The sequence below is a fragment of the Streptomyces sp. NPDC054840 genome (assembly GCF_053611065.1).
The window spans coordinates 1-19,725 of sequence record NZ_JBSGZP010000043.1; the positions used below are offsets into that span (position 1 = coordinate 1).

15 protein-coding genes are annotated in these 19,725 nt (G+C 73.3%); 8 read left to right on the forward strand and 7 right to left on the reverse strand.

The features are described from left to right. The 5 genes from ACWGIU_RS05645 to ACWGIU_RS05665 form a co-directional block, all read right to left on the reverse strand. A partial coding sequence (locus ACWGIU_RS05645) for a YhgE/Pip domain-containing protein (protein ID WP_453702733.1) occupies positions 1 to 1,279 on the reverse strand: 1,279 nt, incomplete at its 3' end. A 38-nt stretch (positions 1,280 to 1,317) separates the two neighbouring features. After that, positions 1,318 to 1,986: an LLM class flavin-dependent oxidoreductase gene (locus ACWGIU_RS05650; RefSeq protein WP_453702735.1), complete on the reverse strand. Its 669-nt coding sequence runs from the start codon at positions 1,984 to 1,986 to the stop codon at positions 1,318 to 1,320. Continuing rightward, the gene (locus ACWGIU_RS05655) at positions 1,979 to 2,989 is read right to left on the reverse strand and encodes an LLM class flavin-dependent oxidoreductase (RefSeq protein ID WP_453702737.1); all 1,011 of its coding nucleotides are present in this window, start codon (positions 2,987 to 2,989) and stop codon (positions 1,979 to 1,981) included. Before ACWGIU_RS05655 ends, ACWGIU_RS05650 begins: the two co-directional genes overlap by 8 nt. A 50-nt stretch (positions 2,990 to 3,039) precedes the next feature. Then, the gene (locus tag ACWGIU_RS05660) at positions 3,040 to 4,518 is read right to left on the reverse strand and encodes an aldehyde dehydrogenase family protein (protein WP_453702739.1); all 1,479 of its coding nucleotides are present in this window, start codon (positions 4,516 to 4,518) and stop codon (positions 3,040 to 3,042) included. A 64-nt stretch (positions 4,519 to 4,582) separates the two neighbouring features. Continuing rightward, positions 4,583 to 5,440, reverse strand: coding sequence for an alpha/beta fold hydrolase (locus ACWGIU_RS05665; protein ID WP_453702741.1), 858 nt, complete (start codon positions 5,438 to 5,440; stop codon positions 4,583 to 4,585). Between the two features lie 164 nt (positions 5,441 to 5,604). Here ACWGIU_RS05665 and ACWGIU_RS05670 point away from each other — a divergent pair, with 164 nt between their 5' ends. Then, complete coding sequence (locus tag ACWGIU_RS05670; protein ID WP_453702743.1) at positions 5,605 to 6,204, forward strand: TetR/AcrR family transcriptional regulator; 600 nt, start codon at positions 5,605 to 5,607, stop codon at positions 6,202 to 6,204. On the opposite strand, the gene ACWGIU_RS05675 is transcribed toward ACWGIU_RS05670, so the two are convergent. Both ACWGIU_RS05675 and ACWGIU_RS05680 read right to left on the reverse strand, forming a co-directional pair. Further along, on the reverse strand, positions 6,164 to 7,186 hold the full coding sequence (locus ACWGIU_RS05675) for a fatty acid desaturase family protein (protein WP_453702745.1): 1,023 nt from the start codon (positions 7,184 to 7,186) through the stop codon (positions 6,164 to 6,166). The two genes, ACWGIU_RS05670 and ACWGIU_RS05675, sit on opposite strands and share 41 nt — an antisense overlap. Before the next feature lie 23 nt (positions 7,187 to 7,209). Further along, a complete protein-coding gene (locus ACWGIU_RS05680) occupies positions 7,210 to 7,689 on the reverse strand; it encodes an SRPBCC family protein (RefSeq protein WP_453702747.1) in 480 nt (159 codons plus the stop codon). Between the two features lie 611 nt (positions 7,690 to 8,300). On the opposite strand from ACWGIU_RS05680, the gene ACWGIU_RS05685 reads away from it, so the two are divergent. The 7 genes from ACWGIU_RS05685 to ACWGIU_RS05715 all read left to right on the forward strand — a co-directional run. Beyond that, complete coding sequence (locus ACWGIU_RS05685; RefSeq protein ID WP_453702749.1) at positions 8,301 to 9,485, forward strand: aminotransferase class I/II-fold pyridoxal phosphate-dependent enzyme; 1,185 nt, start codon at positions 8,301 to 8,303, stop codon at positions 9,483 to 9,485. 37 nt (positions 9,486 to 9,522) lie between these two features. Next, a complete protein-coding gene (locus ACWGIU_RS05690) occupies positions 9,523 to 10,302 on the forward strand; it encodes an SDR family NAD(P)-dependent oxidoreductase (protein ID WP_453702751.1) in 780 nt (259 codons plus the stop codon). Positions 10,303 to 10,335: 33 nt separating this feature from the next. Beyond that, positions 10,336 to 13,491: a non-ribosomal peptide synthetase gene (locus tag ACWGIU_RS05695; protein WP_453702753.1), complete on the forward strand. Its 3,156-nt coding sequence runs from the start codon at positions 10,336 to 10,338 to the stop codon at positions 13,489 to 13,491. Next, positions 13,484 to 16,276, forward strand: coding sequence for a beta-ketoacyl synthase N-terminal-like domain-containing protein (locus ACWGIU_RS05700; RefSeq protein ID WP_453702755.1), 2,793 nt, complete (start codon positions 13,484 to 13,486; stop codon positions 16,274 to 16,276). Before ACWGIU_RS05695 ends, ACWGIU_RS05700 begins: the two co-directional genes overlap by 8 nt. After that, the gene (locus tag ACWGIU_RS05705; RefSeq protein ID WP_453702757.1) at positions 16,270 to 17,880 is read left to right on the forward strand and encodes an aldehyde dehydrogenase family protein; all 1,611 of its coding nucleotides are present in this window, start codon (positions 16,270 to 16,272) and stop codon (positions 17,878 to 17,880) included. The genes ACWGIU_RS05700 and ACWGIU_RS05705 overlap by 7 nt, the downstream gene beginning before the upstream one ends. 8 nt (positions 17,881 to 17,888) lie before the next feature. Continuing rightward, positions 17,889 to 19,025: an acyl-CoA dehydrogenase family protein gene (locus tag ACWGIU_RS05710; RefSeq protein WP_453702759.1), complete on the forward strand. Its 1,137-nt coding sequence runs from the start codon at positions 17,889 to 17,891 to the stop codon at positions 19,023 to 19,025. Between the two features lie 119 nt (positions 19,026 to 19,144). Further along, on the forward strand, positions 19,145 to 19,725 hold a 581-nt coding region (locus tag ACWGIU_RS05715; RefSeq protein ID WP_453702761.1), incomplete at its 3' end, for an aminotransferase class III-fold pyridoxal phosphate-dependent enzyme.

A 19,725-nucleotide genomic window follows, 5' to 3' on the forward strand; every position in this document is an offset into this window, starting at 1 on the left:
GGAGCGGGGCCTGGTGTTCGGGGTGGCGGGCGAGTTCCAGGGCGGTGGCCCGGTCGAAGCCGCGGCGGTCGTACAGGCGGGCGACGAGCAGGCCGACGAGGAACGCTCCGGCCGCGTACGCGCCGATGACCAGCCAGGCGCGGACCAGGCCGGTGCCGAGGCCGTCGAAGAAGACCAGGGAGCGGATGCCCTCGGTGACGTGGCGGGCGGGGAGCAGTTCGCCCACCGCGCGGGCGGCGCCCGGCTGTGCCTGGACCGGGATGGTGCCGCCGGAGAGGGGGATGCCGAACATGGTCACGATCAGCAGGGCGATGACCTGGCCGGCCATTCCGAAGACGGCGAAGAGTGCCAGGGTGAGCAGGGTGATCGCCGCGCAGGTGAGGCCGGCGAACAGCCAGAGCTGCAGGGGGCGGTCGGGTTCGACGCCCAGTCCCCATACCGCGACGGCGATCACGGCGCTGCCCGCCCCGAAGCCGGTCACGGCGCCGATGCCCGCCTTCGCCACGAAGGTGGAGGTACGGGAGATGCGTACGACGGGGAGGAGGCTGCGGCGCGGGCCCATCTCCAGCGGGGAGTAGCCGAGTGCGGCGTCGACGGTCATGGTGAGGAGGACGGCGGGCAGCAGTCCCGCCAGCAGCAGGGCGATGGTGAGGTAGAGGGTCATGGCGCCGCCGGCGGTGGCCCCGGTGGTGGTGCGGGCCGGTTCGGTGACGGTGCGGGCGGGGTCCTGGAGCAGGAGCAGGCGGTCGGGGCCGGGTGGGGTGGCGGCGGCCCGCTCGGCGAGTTGCCGGCCCAGTGCGGCGGAGGCTTCGGCGGCGGTGGCGCGGGCGGCTTTCTCCGCCATGGAGGAGGCGACGCTGCCGGCTCCTTCGTTGGTGAGGACTGTCAGTGTGGGCCGTTCGGGGGTAGCGCCGGGTGCGAGGAGGGTGAGGGCCTTGCGGCTGAGGTCCTGCGGGATGACGAGCGCGCCGTCCGCCTCGCCGCGTTCCAGCAGCCGCCGGGCCTCGGGGAGGGAGGCGACCGTGTGCCAGGAGATCCGGCCGTCCTGGCGGGCGTTGTGTTCGATCCGGGTGGCGAGTTCCTTGCCGAGGCGCACGGTGGTGCTGCCGGCCGGGGTGCCTTCGTCGGCGTCGACCAGGACCATCGGGAGGTCGCGGAGGTGTGCCTGCGGGTCGGCCGCCGGGCCGATGTAGGCCAGGGTGATCAGTGCGGCCAGCAGGCTGCCGATGATCACCGCCGCCCAGCCGCGAGGCTGCTTCCACAGATGTGTAGCCCGCACGGGGGCCGCCTTTCGGGTGTCCGGGATGGGTGGGGTGTTCACACCGAGCTCGGGTGTGCGCCCTGGGGCGTGTGGTGCGGGGCGGGCAGCAGGCCGCGGTCCCTGAGCAGCGGGAGGGTCTCGCGGGCGAAGCGGCGCAGTGCCGCGGGGCCGGTAAAGCGCAGGAGGAGGCCGTCGCAGCGGGTGGCGGCGAGTGCGGCCGCGATCCGGTCGGCCTGGGCGTCGGCGCTCTCGTCGGGTGTGCTCTCGGCGAGGAGTACGTCGAGTACGTCCAGGGCGGGGCCGGTTCCGCCGGCGGTCCAGGTCAGGGCGGTGCCGGTGTCCGTGGGGGCGGTGCGGGCCGGGTCGGGTGCGTGGGGGCCGGCGGGTCCGCGGACGAGCCGGCCGGCCCTGCCGCCGCTGATGGCGTCGAGGGAGGCCAGTTCGCGGGCGGCGCGGTCCGGTTCGTCCAAGGTGGCGGGCATCTGCGCGACGAGGCCGAGGCGGTAGGTGCGCGGGGCGAGGTGGGCGAGGACGACGACGGGGTCCAGGGCGGGGTCCTGGTGGCCGGTTCCGTGTTCGACGACGAGGGCGTCGATGCCGGCGAGTTCGGCGTCCAGGGCGGCCCGGGTGAACAGGCCCGGCCACGGCTCGGGGGCGTGGGGGTCGGGTACGGCGGGCAGCGCGGCGAACAGCAGGGGGCCGGGCGGTCTCTTCGGGTCAGGCATGGAGGGCTCCGGTGGGCGGGGTGCGGGAGGGCAGGCCGAGGTTGCCGCGCAGGGTCCGGGAGGCGTAGTCGTTGGGGAACAGGCCGCGCCGCCAGAGTTCGGGGACGACCTGGTCCACGAAGTCGACGAGCGGTGCGGGCAGGGCGGGGAAGGACAGGACGAAGCCGTCGCAGGCGCGTCGTTCGAACCGTTCCTCCATGTGGTCGGCGAGCTGTGCGGGGGTGCCGGTGAGGACGTCGCCGTCGTACCGGGCCGGGCCCCGGCCGCCGGGGCGGGCGGTGACGAGGGGGGTGAGTTCGCTCCAGATCAGCAGGTCGTCGGGGAGGCGGCCGTGGGATGCGGCCTCGGTCTTGAGGTCGGTGTAGCGGGCCCGGGCCTCGGGGAGGGGGTGGCGGCCGGTCAGGACGACGTCGGCGTGGCGGGCCGCGAGGGAGCGTTGCGCGGGGGTGGCGGCCGTGTGGAAGAGGACGGGCCGGCCCTGCGGGAGGGGCGGCGGCGCGGGCAGGCCCCGGTCCGCGGCGTCCCAGAGGGTGTGGAGGGTGTCGATGAGTTCGCCGGTGTGCTTGCAGTGCAGCGCGTCCTCCTCGGGTTCCTCCCGGCCCCGGTGGGCGGGGGTGTGGGGCTGCCAGCCCGTCCGGCCGGCGGAGAGGACGTCCAGTGTGGCGAGCCGGCGGGCGAGGGCGTCGGCGTGGGCGGCGGTGGCCGTGGTGGTGACGGCGATGCCCAGCCGGTCGGTGGCGCCGGCGAGGGCGGCGAGGAGGGTGGCGGCTTCGAGGGGGGCGGGGGCGCCGGGGCGGCCGGCGGCCGGGCCGGCCCGGTGGAGCAGTTCGGGTACGAGCAGGGCGTCCAGGCGTCCGCGTTCCAGTTCCGTGGCGAGGAACTCGTGGAAGGGGTAGGCGTGGGGGTCCGGCGGTGCGGGCGGGTGGGGCGGGCCGGTGGGCCGTTCCTCCCGTCCGTTCAGCCGTACCCCGAGGGTCAGTCGTGCGGTGGTGGTGGCGGGCATGGTTCTCCCCCGTTCTCGCGTGGTGTTCGTCGGGTGGCCGGGTGTGGTGGTCAGCGTGAGCCGAGGAGGCGGATGACGCGTTCCAGCCCGGCGATGTCCCGGGCGCCGCGGGCGTAGGTGGAGACGGCCAGGGGGGCGGTGAAGCGGCGGCGGGTCACCGCGTGCGGGACGGTGAACTCCCTGAGTCCGTCGGCTCCGTGGATCCGGCCGAAGCCGGAGGCGCCGACCCCGCCGAAGGGCAGGGAGGGGACGCCGGGGAAGGCCATCACGTCGTTGACGCTGACCATTCCGGAGCGGACGGAGCGGGCGAGGGCGGTGGTGCCGCGGCGGGCGAAGAGGGCCGCGCCGAGTCCGTACGGTGAGTCGTTGGCCCGGCGTACGCCTTCGGCGGCGTCGCGGACGCGGTTGACGACCAGGACGGGGCCGAAGGTCTCCTCGCGGAGGGCGGCGGAGTCCTCGGGGACGTCGGCCAGGACGATGGGGCCGAGGACGTAGGGCGGCCGGATGGAGTCGGGGCCGCCGACGAGGGCGCGGCCGCCGCGGTCGAGTGCGTCCTGGACGTGGCGGCGGATGATGTCGAGCTGGCCGGGCATCGTGATCGGGCCGAAGTCCTCGCGGGCGCGGATCTGTCCGGCCCGGTGCGTGAGCCGGGCCAGGAACCGTTCGTGGACGGCGTCGGCGACGTAGACCCGTTCGATGCCCGTGCAGGACTGGCCGGCGTTGGCGCAGCCGCCCCACAGGGCGGCTTCGACGGCGGCTTCGACGTCGGCGTCCTCGGCGACGACGAGGGCGTCCTTGCCGCCGAGTTCCAGGAGTACGGGGGTGACGGAGGGGGCGCAGGCCGCCAGGACGCGTGCTCCGGTGGCCCGGGAGCCGGTGAAGGCGATCTTGTCGACGCCTGAGGTGCACAGGGCGGCGCCGGTGGGGCCGGCTCCGGTGGTGAGCTGGAGGACGGGGTGTTCGGGGACCGCTTCGGCGAAGGTGTCCGTGAGCCATTTCCCGCAGGCGGGTGTGTATTCGCTGGGTTTGAAGACGACGGCGTTGCCGGCGGCGAGGGCGTAGGCGAGGGAGCCGACCGGGGTGAATACCGGGTAGTTCCAGGGGCCGATGACGCCGATCACGCCGTACGGCTTGTACTCCAGGGTGCTGGCCTGGTTGAACATGAGGAGCCCGGAGGGCATCGCCCTGCGGCGCAGGACGCGGTGGGCGTTGCGGGCGGCCCAGTCGATGTGGGCGAGGGTGACGGAGAGTTCTATGACGGCGTCCGCGCGGACCTTGCCGTTCTCGCGGCCGAGGAGTCCGATGATTTCGGCGCGGCGGCGGGTCATGACGCGTTTCCAGGCCAGCAGCCGGGTGCGGCGGCCGTGGTGGCCGAGGGTGTCCCACCAGCGGGCGGCGTCGCGGGCGCGATCGATCTTGTGGCGGACGGCGGTTTCGTCGTCGGTGGGGAAGGAGGCGAGGACCTGGCCGTCGACCGGGTCGCGGGAGGTGAACCCGGCTGCTCGGGGGTCGGTGCGGGCGGTGGGCATCGGGTTCTCCTTCACGCTGCGGCGGTGGGGCGGACGGTGGGGTGGTGGTGCCCGTGGCGGGTGGTCACGGGGTGTGGCCGGGCCGTGCGGTGAAGGCCTGGGGGCGTGCGGTGCGCAGCAGTTCGTGGCCGCGTTCCAGGATCCGGGTGAAGGCGTCCGGGTCGCTGAGGGACATGTCGTGGGGTCCGTGGACGTGGAAGAGGCGGGCGTATCCGCCGGCGGAGCGGACGGCGGTGACGAATTCCTTCTCCTGGGCGCGGAAGAGGTGGTCGCGGCGGCCGTTGACGAAGAGCACGGGCAGCCGGCAGCGGCCGGCGATGGTGAGGAAGTCACGGCGGGTGAGGTCCTGGACGACCTCGGGGAAGGCGTGCAGGGTCAGGCCGCCGCCCATGACGGCCGCGTAGCTCTCGGGCGGGAGGCGGCGCCTGAGTGCGCGGTCGCCCAGGCGGGCGGCGCGGGCGGGGCCGAGTGCGGTGACGGTGCGGGCGGCGGCGCGGTAGAGGCGTCCGGTGGAGCGGTCGGGGCGGGCGGTGGCGCCCTGTACGAGGACGGCGGCGGCGGTGTCGGGGTGGGCGGCGGCGTAGGCGAGGGCGACGTATCCGCCGAGGGATGCTCCGGCGACCAGGGGCGGGCGGCCGGTGGCGTGGGTGGCCTCCTGCACGGCCGCGCCGACCTGTGCGACCGCTTCCTCCAGGCTGAAGGGGCTCTCGCGGCGGGTTCCGTGGCCGGGCAGGTCGGGGGCGGTGATCCGGAAGCGGGGGGTCAGCCGGCGGGTGTGGGGTTCCCACATCCGGGCGGAGACCCTGATGCCGTGGACGAGGACCAGGGGTGGGCCGTCGGCGGGTCCGGCGGTCCAGATGCCCGGCCGGCCGGCGGCGGGTGTCAGTCCCGTCGCCGGGTCCGGGGCGTGGTCAGCACACATGTCTCCCCCTGGCAGGTGCGGTGCCGGCGGCCACGGACGGAAGCCGGAATTCAACGCAACGTTGCGTTGCAGACTAGCGCCGGGGGCGAGCGAAATGCAACACCACGTTGCGTTGCAGTAGGCTGGGTGTCCACTCGGACGAAGGGCGGTATGCGGTGACGCGGATGCACGAGGGAGAGGCCGGCGGGCCGCGGCGCAGGGCGGAGATCTTCGCGGCCACCCTGGACATGCTGGGCAGCGTGGGCTTCGACTCCCTGACCATCGAGGGGGTGGCCCAGCGTTCGGGGGTCAACAAGACGACGATCTACCGCTGGTGGTCCTCGAAGTCGGAACTGCTGCGCGACGCGCTGCTGCACTCGCACATCCTGCGGTTCGAGATCGCCGACACCGGCAGCCTGCGCGGGGACCTGACCGCGCTCGCCGAGCAGGTGCAGAGCCTGCTGGACGACGAGCACCGGCGCACGATCGTGGAGGCGGCCCTGGTCGGGGCGGTGCGCCACCAGGCGATGCGGGACCTGGTGGTCTCCTTCCTCGACGACCGTTTCGGGCGGCACCGGCCCGTCTTCGAGCGTGCGGTGGCCCGGGGCGACCTGCCCGCCGACGCCGATCCGGCGCCGCTGGTGGACGCCATGGCGGGCGCCCTGTGGATGCGTGTCCTGGTGCGCCGGGGCGAGGTCGCCGACACCTACACCCGCGACCTCGTCGGCATCCTGATGGACGGGGTCACCCGCTGCGCGGAGCGCTCGGGCCCACCTGCTCGCTGACGTGGCGCAGGTGTGCCAGGACCTCGATGTACGAGCGGGTCGCCGAGACCTCGTGGTAGGGCAGGCCCTGTGCGGCGCAGTGGGCCATCGTCAGGGGCCGGCACCTGCGCAGGTTGGGGCGCGGCACGGTGGGGAAGAGGTGGTGCTCGATCTGGTAGTTGAGGCCGCCGAAGAGGAAGTCGTGCAGCCGTGAGCTGCGGATGTTGCGGGAGGTGAGCACCTGGCGGCTCAGCCAGTCGGGTTCGGTGACACCCTCGCGCACCGGCATCCCCTTGTGGTTGGGGGCGAAGACGCAGCCCAGGTACACGCCGAACAGTCCCTGGTGGACCGCGACGAACACGAGGGCGAGGAGCGGGCCGAGGACGCCGAGGACCACCGCCGTGTAGAGGACGGCGTGCAGTGCGAGCAGGAGTGACTCGGTGCGGGGGTGGCGGACGATCCCCCGGCGGATGGCGATCACCGATCCGACGCGCAGGCCGACGGCCTCCAGGTTGAGCAGCGGGAAGAAGAGCGGCGCCTGGTGGCGGATCACGAAGGCCCGCAGCCGGGAGACGCCTTCGGCCTGGCGCGGTGAGAAGGCGACGACGCGGCGCAGGATGTCGGGGTCGTGGTCCAGGTGGTTGGGGTGGTTGTGGTGGCGGGTGTGGTGGCTCATCCACCAGCCGTAGCTGAAGCCCAGCAGGAGATTGCCGTGGACGAGGCCGAGGGCCGTCATCGCCGCGCGGCTGCGGGTGACCTGGGCGTGTCCCACGTCGTGGCCCAGGAGTCCGGTCTGGCCGTAGGCGAAGGCCAGGAGCACGGCGGTGGCCACCTGCCACCAGGAGTCGCCGAGCCGTGCGAACAGCCCCCAGGCCGCCGCCAGCAGGGCGGTGTTGGCGGCGAACTTGACGGCGTAGTAGCCGGTGCGCGGGCGGAGCAGGCCCGCCTCGCGCACCGCCGCCTGCAGGGGGGCGAAGGAAACCTGGGCAGGTGCCGTCGTCATGGCTGTCGCCTTTCTCGGGAGGGTCATCGCTCCGCGGCGCGCCTGAGCCGTCGGAGGGTGGTGCGCATGCCGGCGCGGTTGAGTTCGGCCCGGCTGTGTGCGGGTGTTCCGGTGAAGAGGAGGCCGAGGAGCTCGGTGAGGCGGGCCCCGCGGCCGGTGCGCAGGTCCTGCCAGGACTCGGTGACCTGGGTGCCGCCGTCCCCGGGGGTGAAGCGGTAGCTCCAGCGGGCGACGGGGAGGCCGAAGGTGCTCACCTCGAAGGTGAAGCGCTCCGGTGCCTCGGCGTGCACGACGCGGCACCAAGTGAACCAGACGAACGGCCCTTTGCGGTTGAGTCCGACAAAGCTCCGGCCGGCGGCCAGGGGGCCGCGCGGCCCGAGGATCGCCCTGCATTCGGGACTGTACCGGGCCATCGCGCGCACATCGGCGACGGCATCATACAAATCCGTCCGGGCGGCTTTGACGAAGAGGCTTTCCTCGACCTGCATCTGACGCTGCATCATGCTCCCTCTGTTTCCGTTCGGAACATCCGGGAGTATGCGGCACGGAGGTGAAGGTAGGCGCTCGGCAATCGTCAGGGCAACAGGTTTTCGGCCAGTGGCGGGGTTCTGGCCAACACCTCGGCGGTTCAATCCCGCCGCAAACTCGGCTGCTTGACGAGATCGCGCCGCACCCCTACGGTAGAACGAGTCGGCTCGTTCCGACCGAGGGGAGGGGAACCCTCGCGAGCTGCGGCAAGAGGTCGCGGCACACATCACACCCAGCCTTCCTCCGCCGGCGCGCACGCATCGGCGGACTGCGACCCGGGCGGGTATTTCCATGGGGGAAACATGAGCAAGGCCGTATCCGTGATCGCCGGCGCGATCTGCGACGTAGCATCCACTCTTCGCCTCATCTGGCATTCCTGGGAACACTGATGTCCCGGCCCCGCGAAACCTTCGCGGAGGCGCAGCACACGCACACCGACTCCTCCCCCGGCACCCTTTGCATGCCGAATGAATGGGAGTTGACCACCATGTCCAGAATTCTTGGTCTGGTGATTCGGGAAGTCGAGCTCCGCATACCGCGCGTCAGCACCTCCATGTCACTTTCCAAGGCATCAGAAGGATGAATTGTGAGCGTCATCGAAAAGTGCACCTCGTACACCCGGGCCCGTGAGGCGAAGGCCGCCGGCCTCTATCCCTATTTCCTCAACTTCGACGGCCGCGACGCCGGCTGCGCCCGTATGGCGGACGGCCGCGAGGTGGTCATGTGCGGTTCCAACGACTACCTGGGGCTGTCCACCGACCCGCGGGTCATCGAGGCCGCCGCCCGGGCGGCGCACCGCCACGGCGCCGGCTGCACCGGCTCGCGGTTCCTCAACGGCAACCTGGAACTGCACGACCAGCTGGAGCGCGAGCTCGCCCAGTTCTTCGGCAAGCCGGCCGCCCTGGTCCTGACCACCGGTTACCAGGCCAACCTCGGTGCGATCGCCGGGCTGTGCGGGCCTGGCGACATCGTCTTCCTGGACAAGGAGGCCCACGCCTCGCTGATCGACGCGGCGCGCCTGAGCCGGGCCAAGATCCAGTGGTTCGCGCACAACGACGCGGCGGACCTGGAGGCCAAGCTGGCCCGTGTCGCGGGCGGCGCCGACTGCATGGTCGTCGTCGACGGCGTCTACAGCATGGAGGGCGATCTGTGCCCCCTGCCCGAACTGGTGGACGTCTGCGAGAAGTACGGGGCCACGCTCCTGGTGGACGACGCGCACGGCGGCGGTGTCCTGGACAAGGGCCGCGGCACCGCCTCGCACTTCGCTCTCACCGACCGTGTCCCGCTGATCACCCTGACCTTCTCCAAGGCGTTCGGTTCGATCGGCGGTGCGGTTCTCGGCGACGAGGAAGTGATCGACTTCCTGCGCCACAACGCGCGCAGTCTGATGTTCTCCGCGAGCGCCAGTCCGTCCAACACGGCCGCCGCCCTGGAATCCCTGCGCATTCTGCAGAACGAGCCCTGGCGGTGCAGCACGGTCGCCGACAACGCCGATTTCATGCGGCGTGAACTGACGGCGCTGGGCTACGAGGTCGGCGACAGCCGGACCCCGATCGTGCCCGTCGCCACGGGCGACGACATCAGCACGCTGCTGGCCTGGAATCTCCTCATCGAGCAGGGCGTGTACGTCAACGCCGTGCTGCCGCCGGCGGCGTCCCCCCGGCTGCGCACCAGCTACACCGCCGTGCAGAGCGAGGAGCAGCTGCAGCGGGCGGTGGAGGGGTTCCGTGCGGTCCGCGACCGGATCCTGCGCGTTCCCGCGGGCGTCTGAACCGCCCCCCGCCCGTCCTTTCGACCGGAGCTGAGAGATGCCCACTGCACTTGTCACAGGAGCGACCGCCGGCCTCGGCAAGGCCTTCACCCGGGCCCTGGCGGAGCAGGGCCACGACCTGGTTCTCGTGGCGCGTTCGGAACGCGACCTGAAGGAGCACGCCGGCCTCCTGCACGCCGGGCACGGCGTGCGGACCGAGGTGCTGGCCGCCGACCTCACCACCGACGAGGGCTGTGCGCAGGTCACCGCGCGGCTGGCGGCCGCCCCGGCCGTGGACCTGCTCGTCAACAACGCCGGCATCGGCTACGAGAACGCCTTCCTGGAGACCGGCATCCACGCCGAGGAGCGGCTCCTGGACCTCAACGTGCGGGCCGTCCTGCGGCTCACCGACGCCGCGCTGAAGGAGATGACCCGGCGGCGGTCGGGGGCCGTCGTGAACGTCGCCAGCGTCGCGGGCCTGGGCCCCGCCTGGCTGAGCTCGACGTATCCCGCCAGCAAGGCGTGGATCATCGGGTTCACCGAATCGCTGGCCGTCTCGCACCAGGTGCGCGGATCCGGCGTGCGGATGATGGCGCTCCTGCCCGGCTACACCCGCACCGAGTTCCACCAGCGGGCCGGCATCCCGACCACCTTCCCGCCGCCCTGGCTGTGGCTGGACTCCGACGACGTCGTGCGCGCGGCCCTGCGCGATCTGGGCCGGGGCAAGGTCCTCAGCATCCCGAGCCTGCGCTACAAGACCGCCGCCTGGGGGCTGCGCCACCTGCCGCGCTCCCTGTCACGGCGGTTCGCCTGGGACCTCAGCGCACCAGGCCACTGACCCGAGCAGCAAGACTTCCATGGGGGAATCACAATGACGGGTCCGGCGATATCACCGGCCACGGCACCACAGCTCAAGCTCTTCACCCACCAGCAGCTCTTCCCGGCGGACGCCTCCTACAACCTGAGCGGCCTCTACCGGGTCACCGGCGAGGTGGACGTCCCGCGTCTGCGCCTGGCACTGGGCCGCCTCGCCCGCGGCATCCGCGCCCTCAACACCCGCTTCGAGGCCCGTGAGGGGGCCGTTCACGCGGTCCACCACGAGCCCGCGGACGACCTCGAGAGCCTCGTCCCCTTCACGGTCTCGGCGGGCAGCGCCCGCGACCTCCTCGCCCAGGACCTCGCCCGCAGGAGCGACACCCCGATCCCGCCGGACGCCCGCCAGTACGACTTCCGCGTCCACCGGGACGGCGAAGGGGTCTACGTCACCCTCCTCTTCTCCCACCTGGTCAACGACGGCTACAGCTTCTTCAACTTCGTCGCCGAACTGGAGCGCCTGTACGCCGACCCCGCCGCGGAGCTCTCCCCCGCGGCCCAGGACGACCCGGCGGCCCTGGTCGGGGCCGCCGAGCCCGGCCCCGACACCCTGGAGTACTTCGCCGCCCGGCTCGGCCGCCTCACCACCCTGGGCGACGACCGCCTCCAGGGCCGGCGCACCTCCTCGGGAGCGCTCCTGGGCGAGGAACGCAGCCTGGAGCTCGACGCGGAACTGGGCGAACTGATCCGCTCCCGCACCCGGGAGCTGGGCTGCACCCCCTTCGCGTTCTTCCTCGCCGCCTACCTCGTCACCTACGCCCGGGTCACCGGCGGGCGCGAGCTGGTCACCGGCGTCCCGCTGGCCAACCGGCGCGGACTGCGCCAGCGCCAGGCGTTCGGCTACTTCGTCAACACCCTCCCGCTGGTGGTGGACCTCACCGAACACGGCACCTTCCAGGAGCTGTGCCGGGCCGTGCAGTCGGCCAGCGTCGGCATGCTGCGCCACCAGGGGTTCGACCTGGGCGCCCACGCCCGGCGCATCGCCCCCGGCCTGGCCGGCGGCCTCCTCGCGCCCGACAACACCTTCACGTACTACAAGGAGCCGCTGCGCTTCAGGCTGGCCGGCTGCACCGTCGAGTCGGTGCCGCTGCCGCGCCGCCTGGTCAAGTACCCGCTGTCGATGAACGTCGAGGACTGCGGCACCGGCTTCGTCCTGAACGCCGAATGCAGCGACGAGCAGTGGCGCACCGACCCGATGGGCGTGATGCGCAACGTCCTGGCCCTGGTGGCGCAGGACCCCAAGCGGCGGATCGAGGACATTCCGGCCCTGTCGGCCGGCGCCGAGCGTGAGCTGCGCGCCCTGGTCAACCCGGACACCGGCCGGGCCCCCTTCGAGGTGCCGCCGTCGCTGGCCGCCTGGTTCGAGCGCACCGCACGGGCCCACCCGGACCGCGTCGCGGTCAGCGACGGCGCCCGGCAGGTGACGTACGGCGAACTGGACGCCCGGGCGCAGCAAGTCGCGCGGCGCCTGACGGCCGCCACACCCGCCACCCACATCGGCATCGCCATGCGCCGCGGGATCGACCTGATCACCGTCATCCTCGGCACGCTCAAGGCGCGCAAGGTGTACGTGCCGCTCGATCCCAACTCTCCGCTCTCGCGCATCACCTCGATCCTGGAGAGCTTCCCGGAGGGGCTGCCCACGGTGGCGGACGCCGCGCACCGGCCCTCGCCCGCCCAGACCCTCCTGGACGCCGCCGATCTCCTGGCACCGGATGCGGCCGGTACGCCGCGGGAGCCGGCCGGGCCGGCCGGGCCCGACGATCCCGACGATCCCGACGCCTGCGCGTACGTCATCTTCACCTCCGGCTCCACCGGCCGCCCCAAGGGCGTGCAGGTGACCCACCGCAACGTGATGCGCCTGATGCGCTCCTGCGAGGACCTGTTCGGGTTCGGCCCCCAGGACACCTGGAGCCTGTTCCACTCCTACGCCTTCGACTTCTCCGTGTGGGAGATCTTCGGGGCGCTGCTGTACGGGGGCCGGCTGGCGGTCGTCCCGGAGGACTGCGCCAAGTCCCCCGACCAGTTCCGGGAGTTCCTGATCCGGGAAGGGGTCACGGTGCTGAACCAGACCCCGTCGGCGTTCGGGCAGCTGACGAAGGTCCTGGTCCCGGGCGACGGGGAGCGCCTGGCGGTGCGCCGGGTGGTGTTCGGCGGGGAGTCCCTGCGCTACGCCTCGCTGGGTGCCTGGTACGAGGTGATGGGCGAGCGGGCCCGGCTGGTGAACATGTACGGCATCACGGAGACGACGGTGCACGTCACCTTCCATCCGATCACCGCCGCCGGCGCCCGCACCGAGACCCTGTCGGCGATCGGGCGGCCGCTGGCGGACCTGACGGTCACGGTCGTCGACGCGGACGGCAACGTGTGCCCGCCCGGGGTGCCCGGCGAGATGCTCGTCGGCGGGGCGGGCGTCTCGCTCGGCTACCTGGGCATGGCGGACCTGACCGCCGAGCGGTTCCCGGTGCTGGGCGGGCAGCGTTTCTACCGCAGCGGCGACCTCGGTGTGGTGCGGCCCGACGGGACGCTGGTCCACCTCGGGCGGATCGACACCCAGGTGCAGCTGCGCGGCTTCCGCATCGAGCTCGGGGAGATCGAGACGGCACTGCTGTCGGTCCCCGGCGTCCACGAGTGCACCGTCCGCCTCGACGAGCGTGACCCGGACCGTCCGCAGCTGGTCGCGTTCGCGGCCGGCGCGGGCCTGCCGGCGACCGGCCGGATCCGCCGGATGCTGCGCGAGCGGCTGCCCGCCTACATGGTGCCCGCCCACATCGTTGCGACCGCCGCCCTCCCGCTGACCATCAACGGGAAGGTCGACGGGGCGGCGCTGCCCTGGCCGCAGGCGGCCGGGACGGGCGCGGAACCGGCGGCCGGCGAGGCCGGCGGGGCCGGCGGGGCCGGCGGGGCCGGCGGGTCGACCACCGAGGACGCGGTGCGGGCCGTGTGGACCCGGGTGCTGCCCGGGGTCGGGTTCGGCCCCGAGGACAACTTCTTCGACATCGGCGGGTCCTCGATGCACGTCGTCGAGGTGCACCGGCTGCTGCAGGAGCAACTGGCCGTGCCCGGCCTGGAAATGATCGAGCTCTACACCCACACCACGGTGCGCCGCCTCGCGGCGCACATCGACGCCGTACGGGGGGCATCGGATGAATGAGAGCACAGGGTCCGTGCGCGGATCGGCCGGCGCGGCGGTGGCCGTCGTCGGGATGGCGGGCCGGTTCCCGGGAGCGGCCACCACGCGCGAGTTCTGGCAGGGGCTGGTGGACGGCGTGGAGTCCGTCCGCCGGTTCTCCGACGCGGAGCTGGCCGCGGCGGGCGTCCGCCCGCAGCAGATCGCCTCCCCCACCCGGGTCCCGCGGGGCGCCGACCTCGCCGGCGCGGACCTCTTCGACGCCGGTTTCTTCGGTGTCACCCAGCGCGACGCCCGGCTGATGGACCCGCAGCACCGGGTGTTCCTGACCTGCGCCTGGCAGGCGCTGGAGGACGCGGGGCTGGCCCCGCACGCCGCGGGCGGCCCCGTGGGCGTCTTCGCGAGCACCAGCCTGAGCACCTACCTCCTGGCGAACGTGCTGCGCTCGGCCGAGTACGCGGACGCGGCCCTGTCCTACCCGGTGCTGCTGGGCAACGACAAGGACTTCCTGGCCACCCGCGTCTCCTACAAGCTCGATCTGCGCGGGCCCAGCATGAGCGTGCAGAGCGCCTGTTCGAGTTCGCTGACCGCGGTGCACCTGGCGTGCCGGGCGCTGGCCGGCGGTGAGGTGCGGGCCGCGCTCGCGGGCGGCGTGAGCATCACCTTCCCGCAGACCTCCGGGTATGAGTACCAGGAGGGCGGGATCCTCTCCCGCGACGGCCACTGCCGCGTCTTCGACGCCGGGGCGGCGGGCACGGTCAAGGGCAACGGCTGCGGTGTGGTGGTCCTCAAGCGGCTCGCCGACGCCCTCGAGGACGGCGACCGGATCTACGCCGTCATCCGGGGCACCGCCGTCAACAACGACGGCTCCGACAAGATCGGCTTCACCGCGCCCGGCCCGCAGGGCCAGCAGGCGGCCATCGGGGCGGCCCTGAAGGCGTCCGGTGTCCGGGCCTCGGACATCGGCTACATCGAGGCCCACGGCACCGGCACCGCCGTCGGCGACCCCCTCGAACTGCACGCGCTCAGCGCCGCCTACCGGGCGGCCGGCGGACCCGCCCCCGACTGCCTGATCGGCAGCGTCAAGGCCAACGTCGGACATCTGGACGCGGCGGCCGGAGTGACCGGCCTGATCAAGGCGGCGCTCGCGCTGTACCACCAGACGGTGCCCCGGCAGATCAACTACAGTGCGCCCAACCCGCAGCTGCGCCTGGACCGGCAGCCGTTCGACGTCCCGGCCGAGTCCGTGCCGTATCCGCGCGCCACCCCTCTGCGCGCGGCGGCGGTCAGCTCCTTCGGTCTCGGCGGCACCAACGCGCACGCCGTCCTGGAAGCCCCGCCCGCCCCGGCCGTGCCGGCCGCCCCGGCCGGGACGGCGCCGGGGGTGCGCTACCCCGTCGTCCTGTCGGCCCGTGACGCCGCAGCGCTCGCCGGGACGGCCCGGGCGCTGCGCGCCCTGGTGGACGGGGCCGCACCGCCGGCCGTCCGGGACATCGCCTACACCCTGTTCACGGGCCGGGCCCTGTTCCCGGTACGCCACGTGTTCGAGGCCGGCAGCCACGAGGAGCTGCGCGCCGGTCTGGACGCGGCGGCGGCCGGGGACCTGTGGCCGTCCGCGCTGCCCGGCGGGGGCTGGACGCACGGCCCCGCCCTGAAGGTCGCCCTGCCGGGCCACCCGTTGCGGCCCGAGCGCCACTGGATCGAGCCCGACGCCCGGCCCGCCACCGCCCCCCACGCCCCCTCCCCCGCCGCCTCCCTCGTGGGTGCGGGTGCGGGTGCGGCGGCGGCGGTGGTGGGCGGTGAGGTGCAGGACGGTGTCCTGGAAGGTGTCCTGAAGGTGCTGGAGGAGGGCCTGGGCATCGACGGGATCGCCCCGGACGACGACTTCTACGACCTGGGCGGGGACTCCCTGCTCGCCGTGGAGCTCGTCACCGCGCTGCGCACGCTGTTCGGGATCGATCTGGACCTGGACGAGTTCGCCCGGCTGCGGACGCCCGACGCGATGGCCGGCCACGTCCGCGCGGTCCGCTCGGGCAGCGGGGCCGGACACGGCGGGGTGCGGGCCGTCCGCGACGGCGCGGGCACACCCGTGTACCTGGTGCCGCCCGCCGGCGGCACGAACTTCCTGTACCACCGCCTGGCCGACCGGACCCCCGGCGGCACGGCGCTGCGCGCCCTGTCCTTCCCTTCCGACCCGGCGCTGCGGCCGGCGACCCTGCGGGAGCTCGCGGCGCTGTACGTCGGGTGGATCCGCGAGGAGCAGCCGGCGGGACCGTACCGGCTGGGCGGGTACTCCTTCGGCGGGAACGTGGCGTTCGAGATGGCGGTGCAGCTGCAGCAGGCCGGTGAGGAGGTCGAGCAGCTGATCATGCTGGACACGCATGTGCCCGAGACGTACGTGGGCGGATATCTGGACGCGCAGGGGTTCACGGCCGCGTTCCCGGTGCTGTTCGAGGCGGCCGCCGTGCGGGGGGTGGACCCGCAGATGCTGCGGGAGCAGGGCTTCCTCGAGGTGTGGCAGCACAACCACGCCCTGCTGAAGGGCTATTACCCGGACCGGCCGTTCGCGGGGGACATCGTCTTGCTGCAGGCGGAGGAGCCCGAGGGGGACGCGCTGCTGGACGCACTGCGGATGAACCCGCGCGACAAGTCGCTGTGGGGTGCGCACATCACCGGCCGGCTGCTGGTGGACAAGGTCCCCGGTGACCACTTCTCCATGTTCGACGAGGGCGAGCGGATCGCCCGGCTGGGGGCGGCGTTCGGTTCGGCCCTGGACTCCCACGACCAGGAAGGGGCCCCGCGATGCTGAGCTACGGCTCGTACACCGACGGCCAGGAACAGCCGGGCACCCGCTGGGTGTACACGGTCAGGGCCTCGGCGATGCTGACCGACTTCATGGGGGCCCTGCGTCTCAAGCGGGGTCTGGAGCGGGGTGTGATCGCGCCCGAGGACGCGCCGGCGGAGGTCATCGGCCGGTGTGCGGTCGGTGATCCGCACGAGGTGGAGGCGGCGCTGCAGGGTGCCGCGCGGGCGGCCGCCCGGTGGTCGGCCGCGCCGCTGGCCACCCGGATGCGGCTGATCGAGGTCTTCCACGCTCTGGTGCGTGAGAAGCACGACGAGATCGTCGACCTGATGATCGCGGAGGGGCATCCGCGGTCGCTGGCCCGCTGGGAGGCCTCGGGTGTCCTGGCCAACACGGCGCCGGAGACCGTTGAGTTCCTGGCCGCGCAGATGGAGCACCGGGTCCTGACGGCGGAGCGTGAGCTGACGGTGCGGCGGGTCGCCGACGGGGTGGTCTGCCTGAATCCGCCGGCGAACGCGACCGTCGCCAACGCCCTGCTGGGTGTGTGGGCGCTCGCGGCGGGCAACGCGCTGGTGGTGCGGGCCCCGCGCAGTGCGCCGCTGGGTGTGATGCACATCCTGCGGGAGCTGATCGTGCCGGCCCTGGAGGCGGTGGGTGCTCCCGCCGGGGCGCTGTCGGTGCTCTGCTCGGACGCTCCCTCCACGCTGCGGGCGTGGCTGGAGAGCCCGCTGGTCGACGACGTCATGTACTTCGGCGGGAGCCGGCAGGGCATCGAGTTCGGTGCGCGGTGCGTGGCGGCGGGCAAGAAGCCGGTGCTGGAGCTGGCGGGCAACGACATCTGTGTGGTGTGGCACGACGCGGACCTCGACCTGGCCGCGGACGCGCTCGTCGAGGCGTTCTACGGTTCCGGGCAGATCTGCATGGTCCCCAACTGTGCGGTGGTGCATCCCGATGTCGCGGACGAGCTGATCGCGAAGGTGGTGGAGCGGGCCGCCCGGATCAGGCCGGGCCATCCGGAGGAGGCGCAGGCTCTGCTGTCGCCCGTGCTGCGCACGGACCTGTTCAGGTCCGTGCTGGAGCAGGCGCTGGAGGGCGGGGCGGAACTGGTCTGCGGCGGGCGCAGGCTCGATGTGGAGGGCCGGCCGGACGAGGTGGGCGGGCTGTTCCTGGAACCCACCGTGGTGCGGGTCGACGGTCTCAAGGGTGCCCGCGATCTGGAGGCGGTCCGCCACGAGACGTTCTTCCCGCTGCTGCCGGTCGTGGTGCCCTCGCGGGAGGAGGGCGGGGACGATCTGCTGGCATCGGTGGTGGAGTTCGTCGACACCAACGAGTACGGGCTGCGGAACTCGCTGTGGACGGGTGACCGGCAGGTCATCGACCGGTTCCTGGCCGGGGTGCGGGGCGGCGGGCTCCTGAAGGTCAACGACTCGCACATCGGGTTCCTGCCGGTCCTTCCCACGCACGGCGGCACCGGCCTGACCGGCGGCCCGGGCGGCGAGGCCAACTATCCGCTGCTGCGCACCTCCCACCTGCAGGGCGTCAGTGTGGCGCGGGGTGTGCGCCCCGCCGACGCCGTGTTCACCGATCTCACGAAGGGGGCTTCGGCCTGATGCGCGCGATGGACAGCGCACGCGAGGCGTGCGAGAAGTACCTTCCCGGGCTGGCCGGGGAGCTCGACGGGCAGGCCCTGGCCGTCCTGGAGACGCCGGGCGGGCCCGGTGTGGCGGCGTTCCGTGCCTGCGGCGGTCCGGGGTTGCTGATCCCGGCCGCGTACGGGGGCGGGGGCGCGGGCGCCCTGGACGCCGTACGGGTCGGGCGGGCGCTGGGGGCGCTGTCGCCGTCGCTGGGGGTGGCCGCGGCGATGCACAACTTCTCGGTGGCCGGCCTGGTCGCCCTGGTCGCCTCGCAGGACGCGGGCGGGCTGGAGTGGATGCTGATCGAGGCGATCGCCCGGGACCGGCTGCTGGTGGCGTCGGGGTTCGCGGAGGGCCGCACCGGCGCCGGGATCCTCGACTCGTCGGTGACGGCGGTGCCCGCCGAGGGGGGCGGCTATCTGGTCAACGGGGTGAAGAAGCCGTGCAGTCTGACCCACTCGATGGACCTGCTGACCGCCGGGGTGGCTCTGCCGGCGGCCGACGCGGGGGGCGGCAGCGAGCTGGGGGTGGCGCTGGTGCCGGCCGGGTCCCCCGGGCTCACCCGCCGGCCGTTCTGGGGTTCCCCGTTCCTGGCCGGCGCGGAGAGCGACGAGGTCCGCCTGGAGGACGTCCACGTGCCGCAGGAACTGATGCTGCGGCCCCAGGTCGAGCTGGGCTCCGGTCTGGACACGCTCCAGACCGTCGGGTTCGTCTGGTTCGAACTGCTGGTGACCTCGGCCTACACCGGTGCGGTGGCCCGGCTCGCCGAGGCGGCGGTGGCCTGCGGGCGGGGCGCGGCAGGTGACCGGGCGGCCCTGGTCACCGGTATCGAGGCGGCGGCCGGGCTGGCCGAGAACGTGGCACGGCACATCGACGCGGGGCCGGTGGGCAACGACGAGCTGGCCGCGTCCCTGACCGCCCGGTACGCCGTGCAGGACCTGCTGGTGGACGTCGGCGACCGGGCGGCGGAGGTCCTGGGCGGGCTGGCGTTCGCCGCTTCGCCCGAGGTGGGGACCCTGCTGGCGGTGAGCCGGGCGCTGGCCTTCCATCCGCCGTCACGGACGGCCTCGGCGCAGGCCCTGGTGGACCACGCCGGCGGCGCTCCGCTGCGGGTGCGGTGATGGCCACAACCACACACGCCCCCACACCCGCCGCGCAAGGTACACCCGCGCCCACGCCGGCGGTACCGGCGGAAGGTGCGCAGGCGGCGGAAGGTGCGCAGGCGGCGGAGGGTGCGCCGGTGTCGGCGGAGGGTACGCAGGCGGCGGCGGGGCGGGAGGTCGCCGCCCTGTACAAGGCGCATCTGAGCCGGGGGCGCGGCAAGCTGGGCGAGATGTTCGGCGGGCACGTGGAGGTGTCCTCGGCGGGCTGCCGGGTGCGGACCGGGGACGGGCGGGAGTTCCTGAACGCGGGCGGGTACGGGGTGTTCCTGACCGGTGCCTGTCATCCGCGGGTGGTGGCGGCCGTCGAGCGGCAGATCCGTACGCTGCCGCTGTCGACGCGGCTGCTGCTGGAGCCGTCGGCGGCGCGGGCGGCGGCCGCGCTGGCCGGGGTCAGCCCGGCCGGGCTGGAGCGTGTGCATTTCACCGGTTCGGGTGCCGAGGCGGTGGAGACGGCGCTGAAACTGGCGCGGAGTCTGGGTCACCGCCGGGTGATCGCGACACGGGGCGGCTACCACGGCAAGACGCTCGGCGCGCTGTCGGTCACCGGGAAGCCGCTGTACCAGGAGCCGTTCCGGCCGCTGCTGCCGCTGGTCTCGCACGTCGCCTACGGTGATCCGGCGGCGCTGGCCGCCGAGATCGGCGGCGACGGTTCGGACGC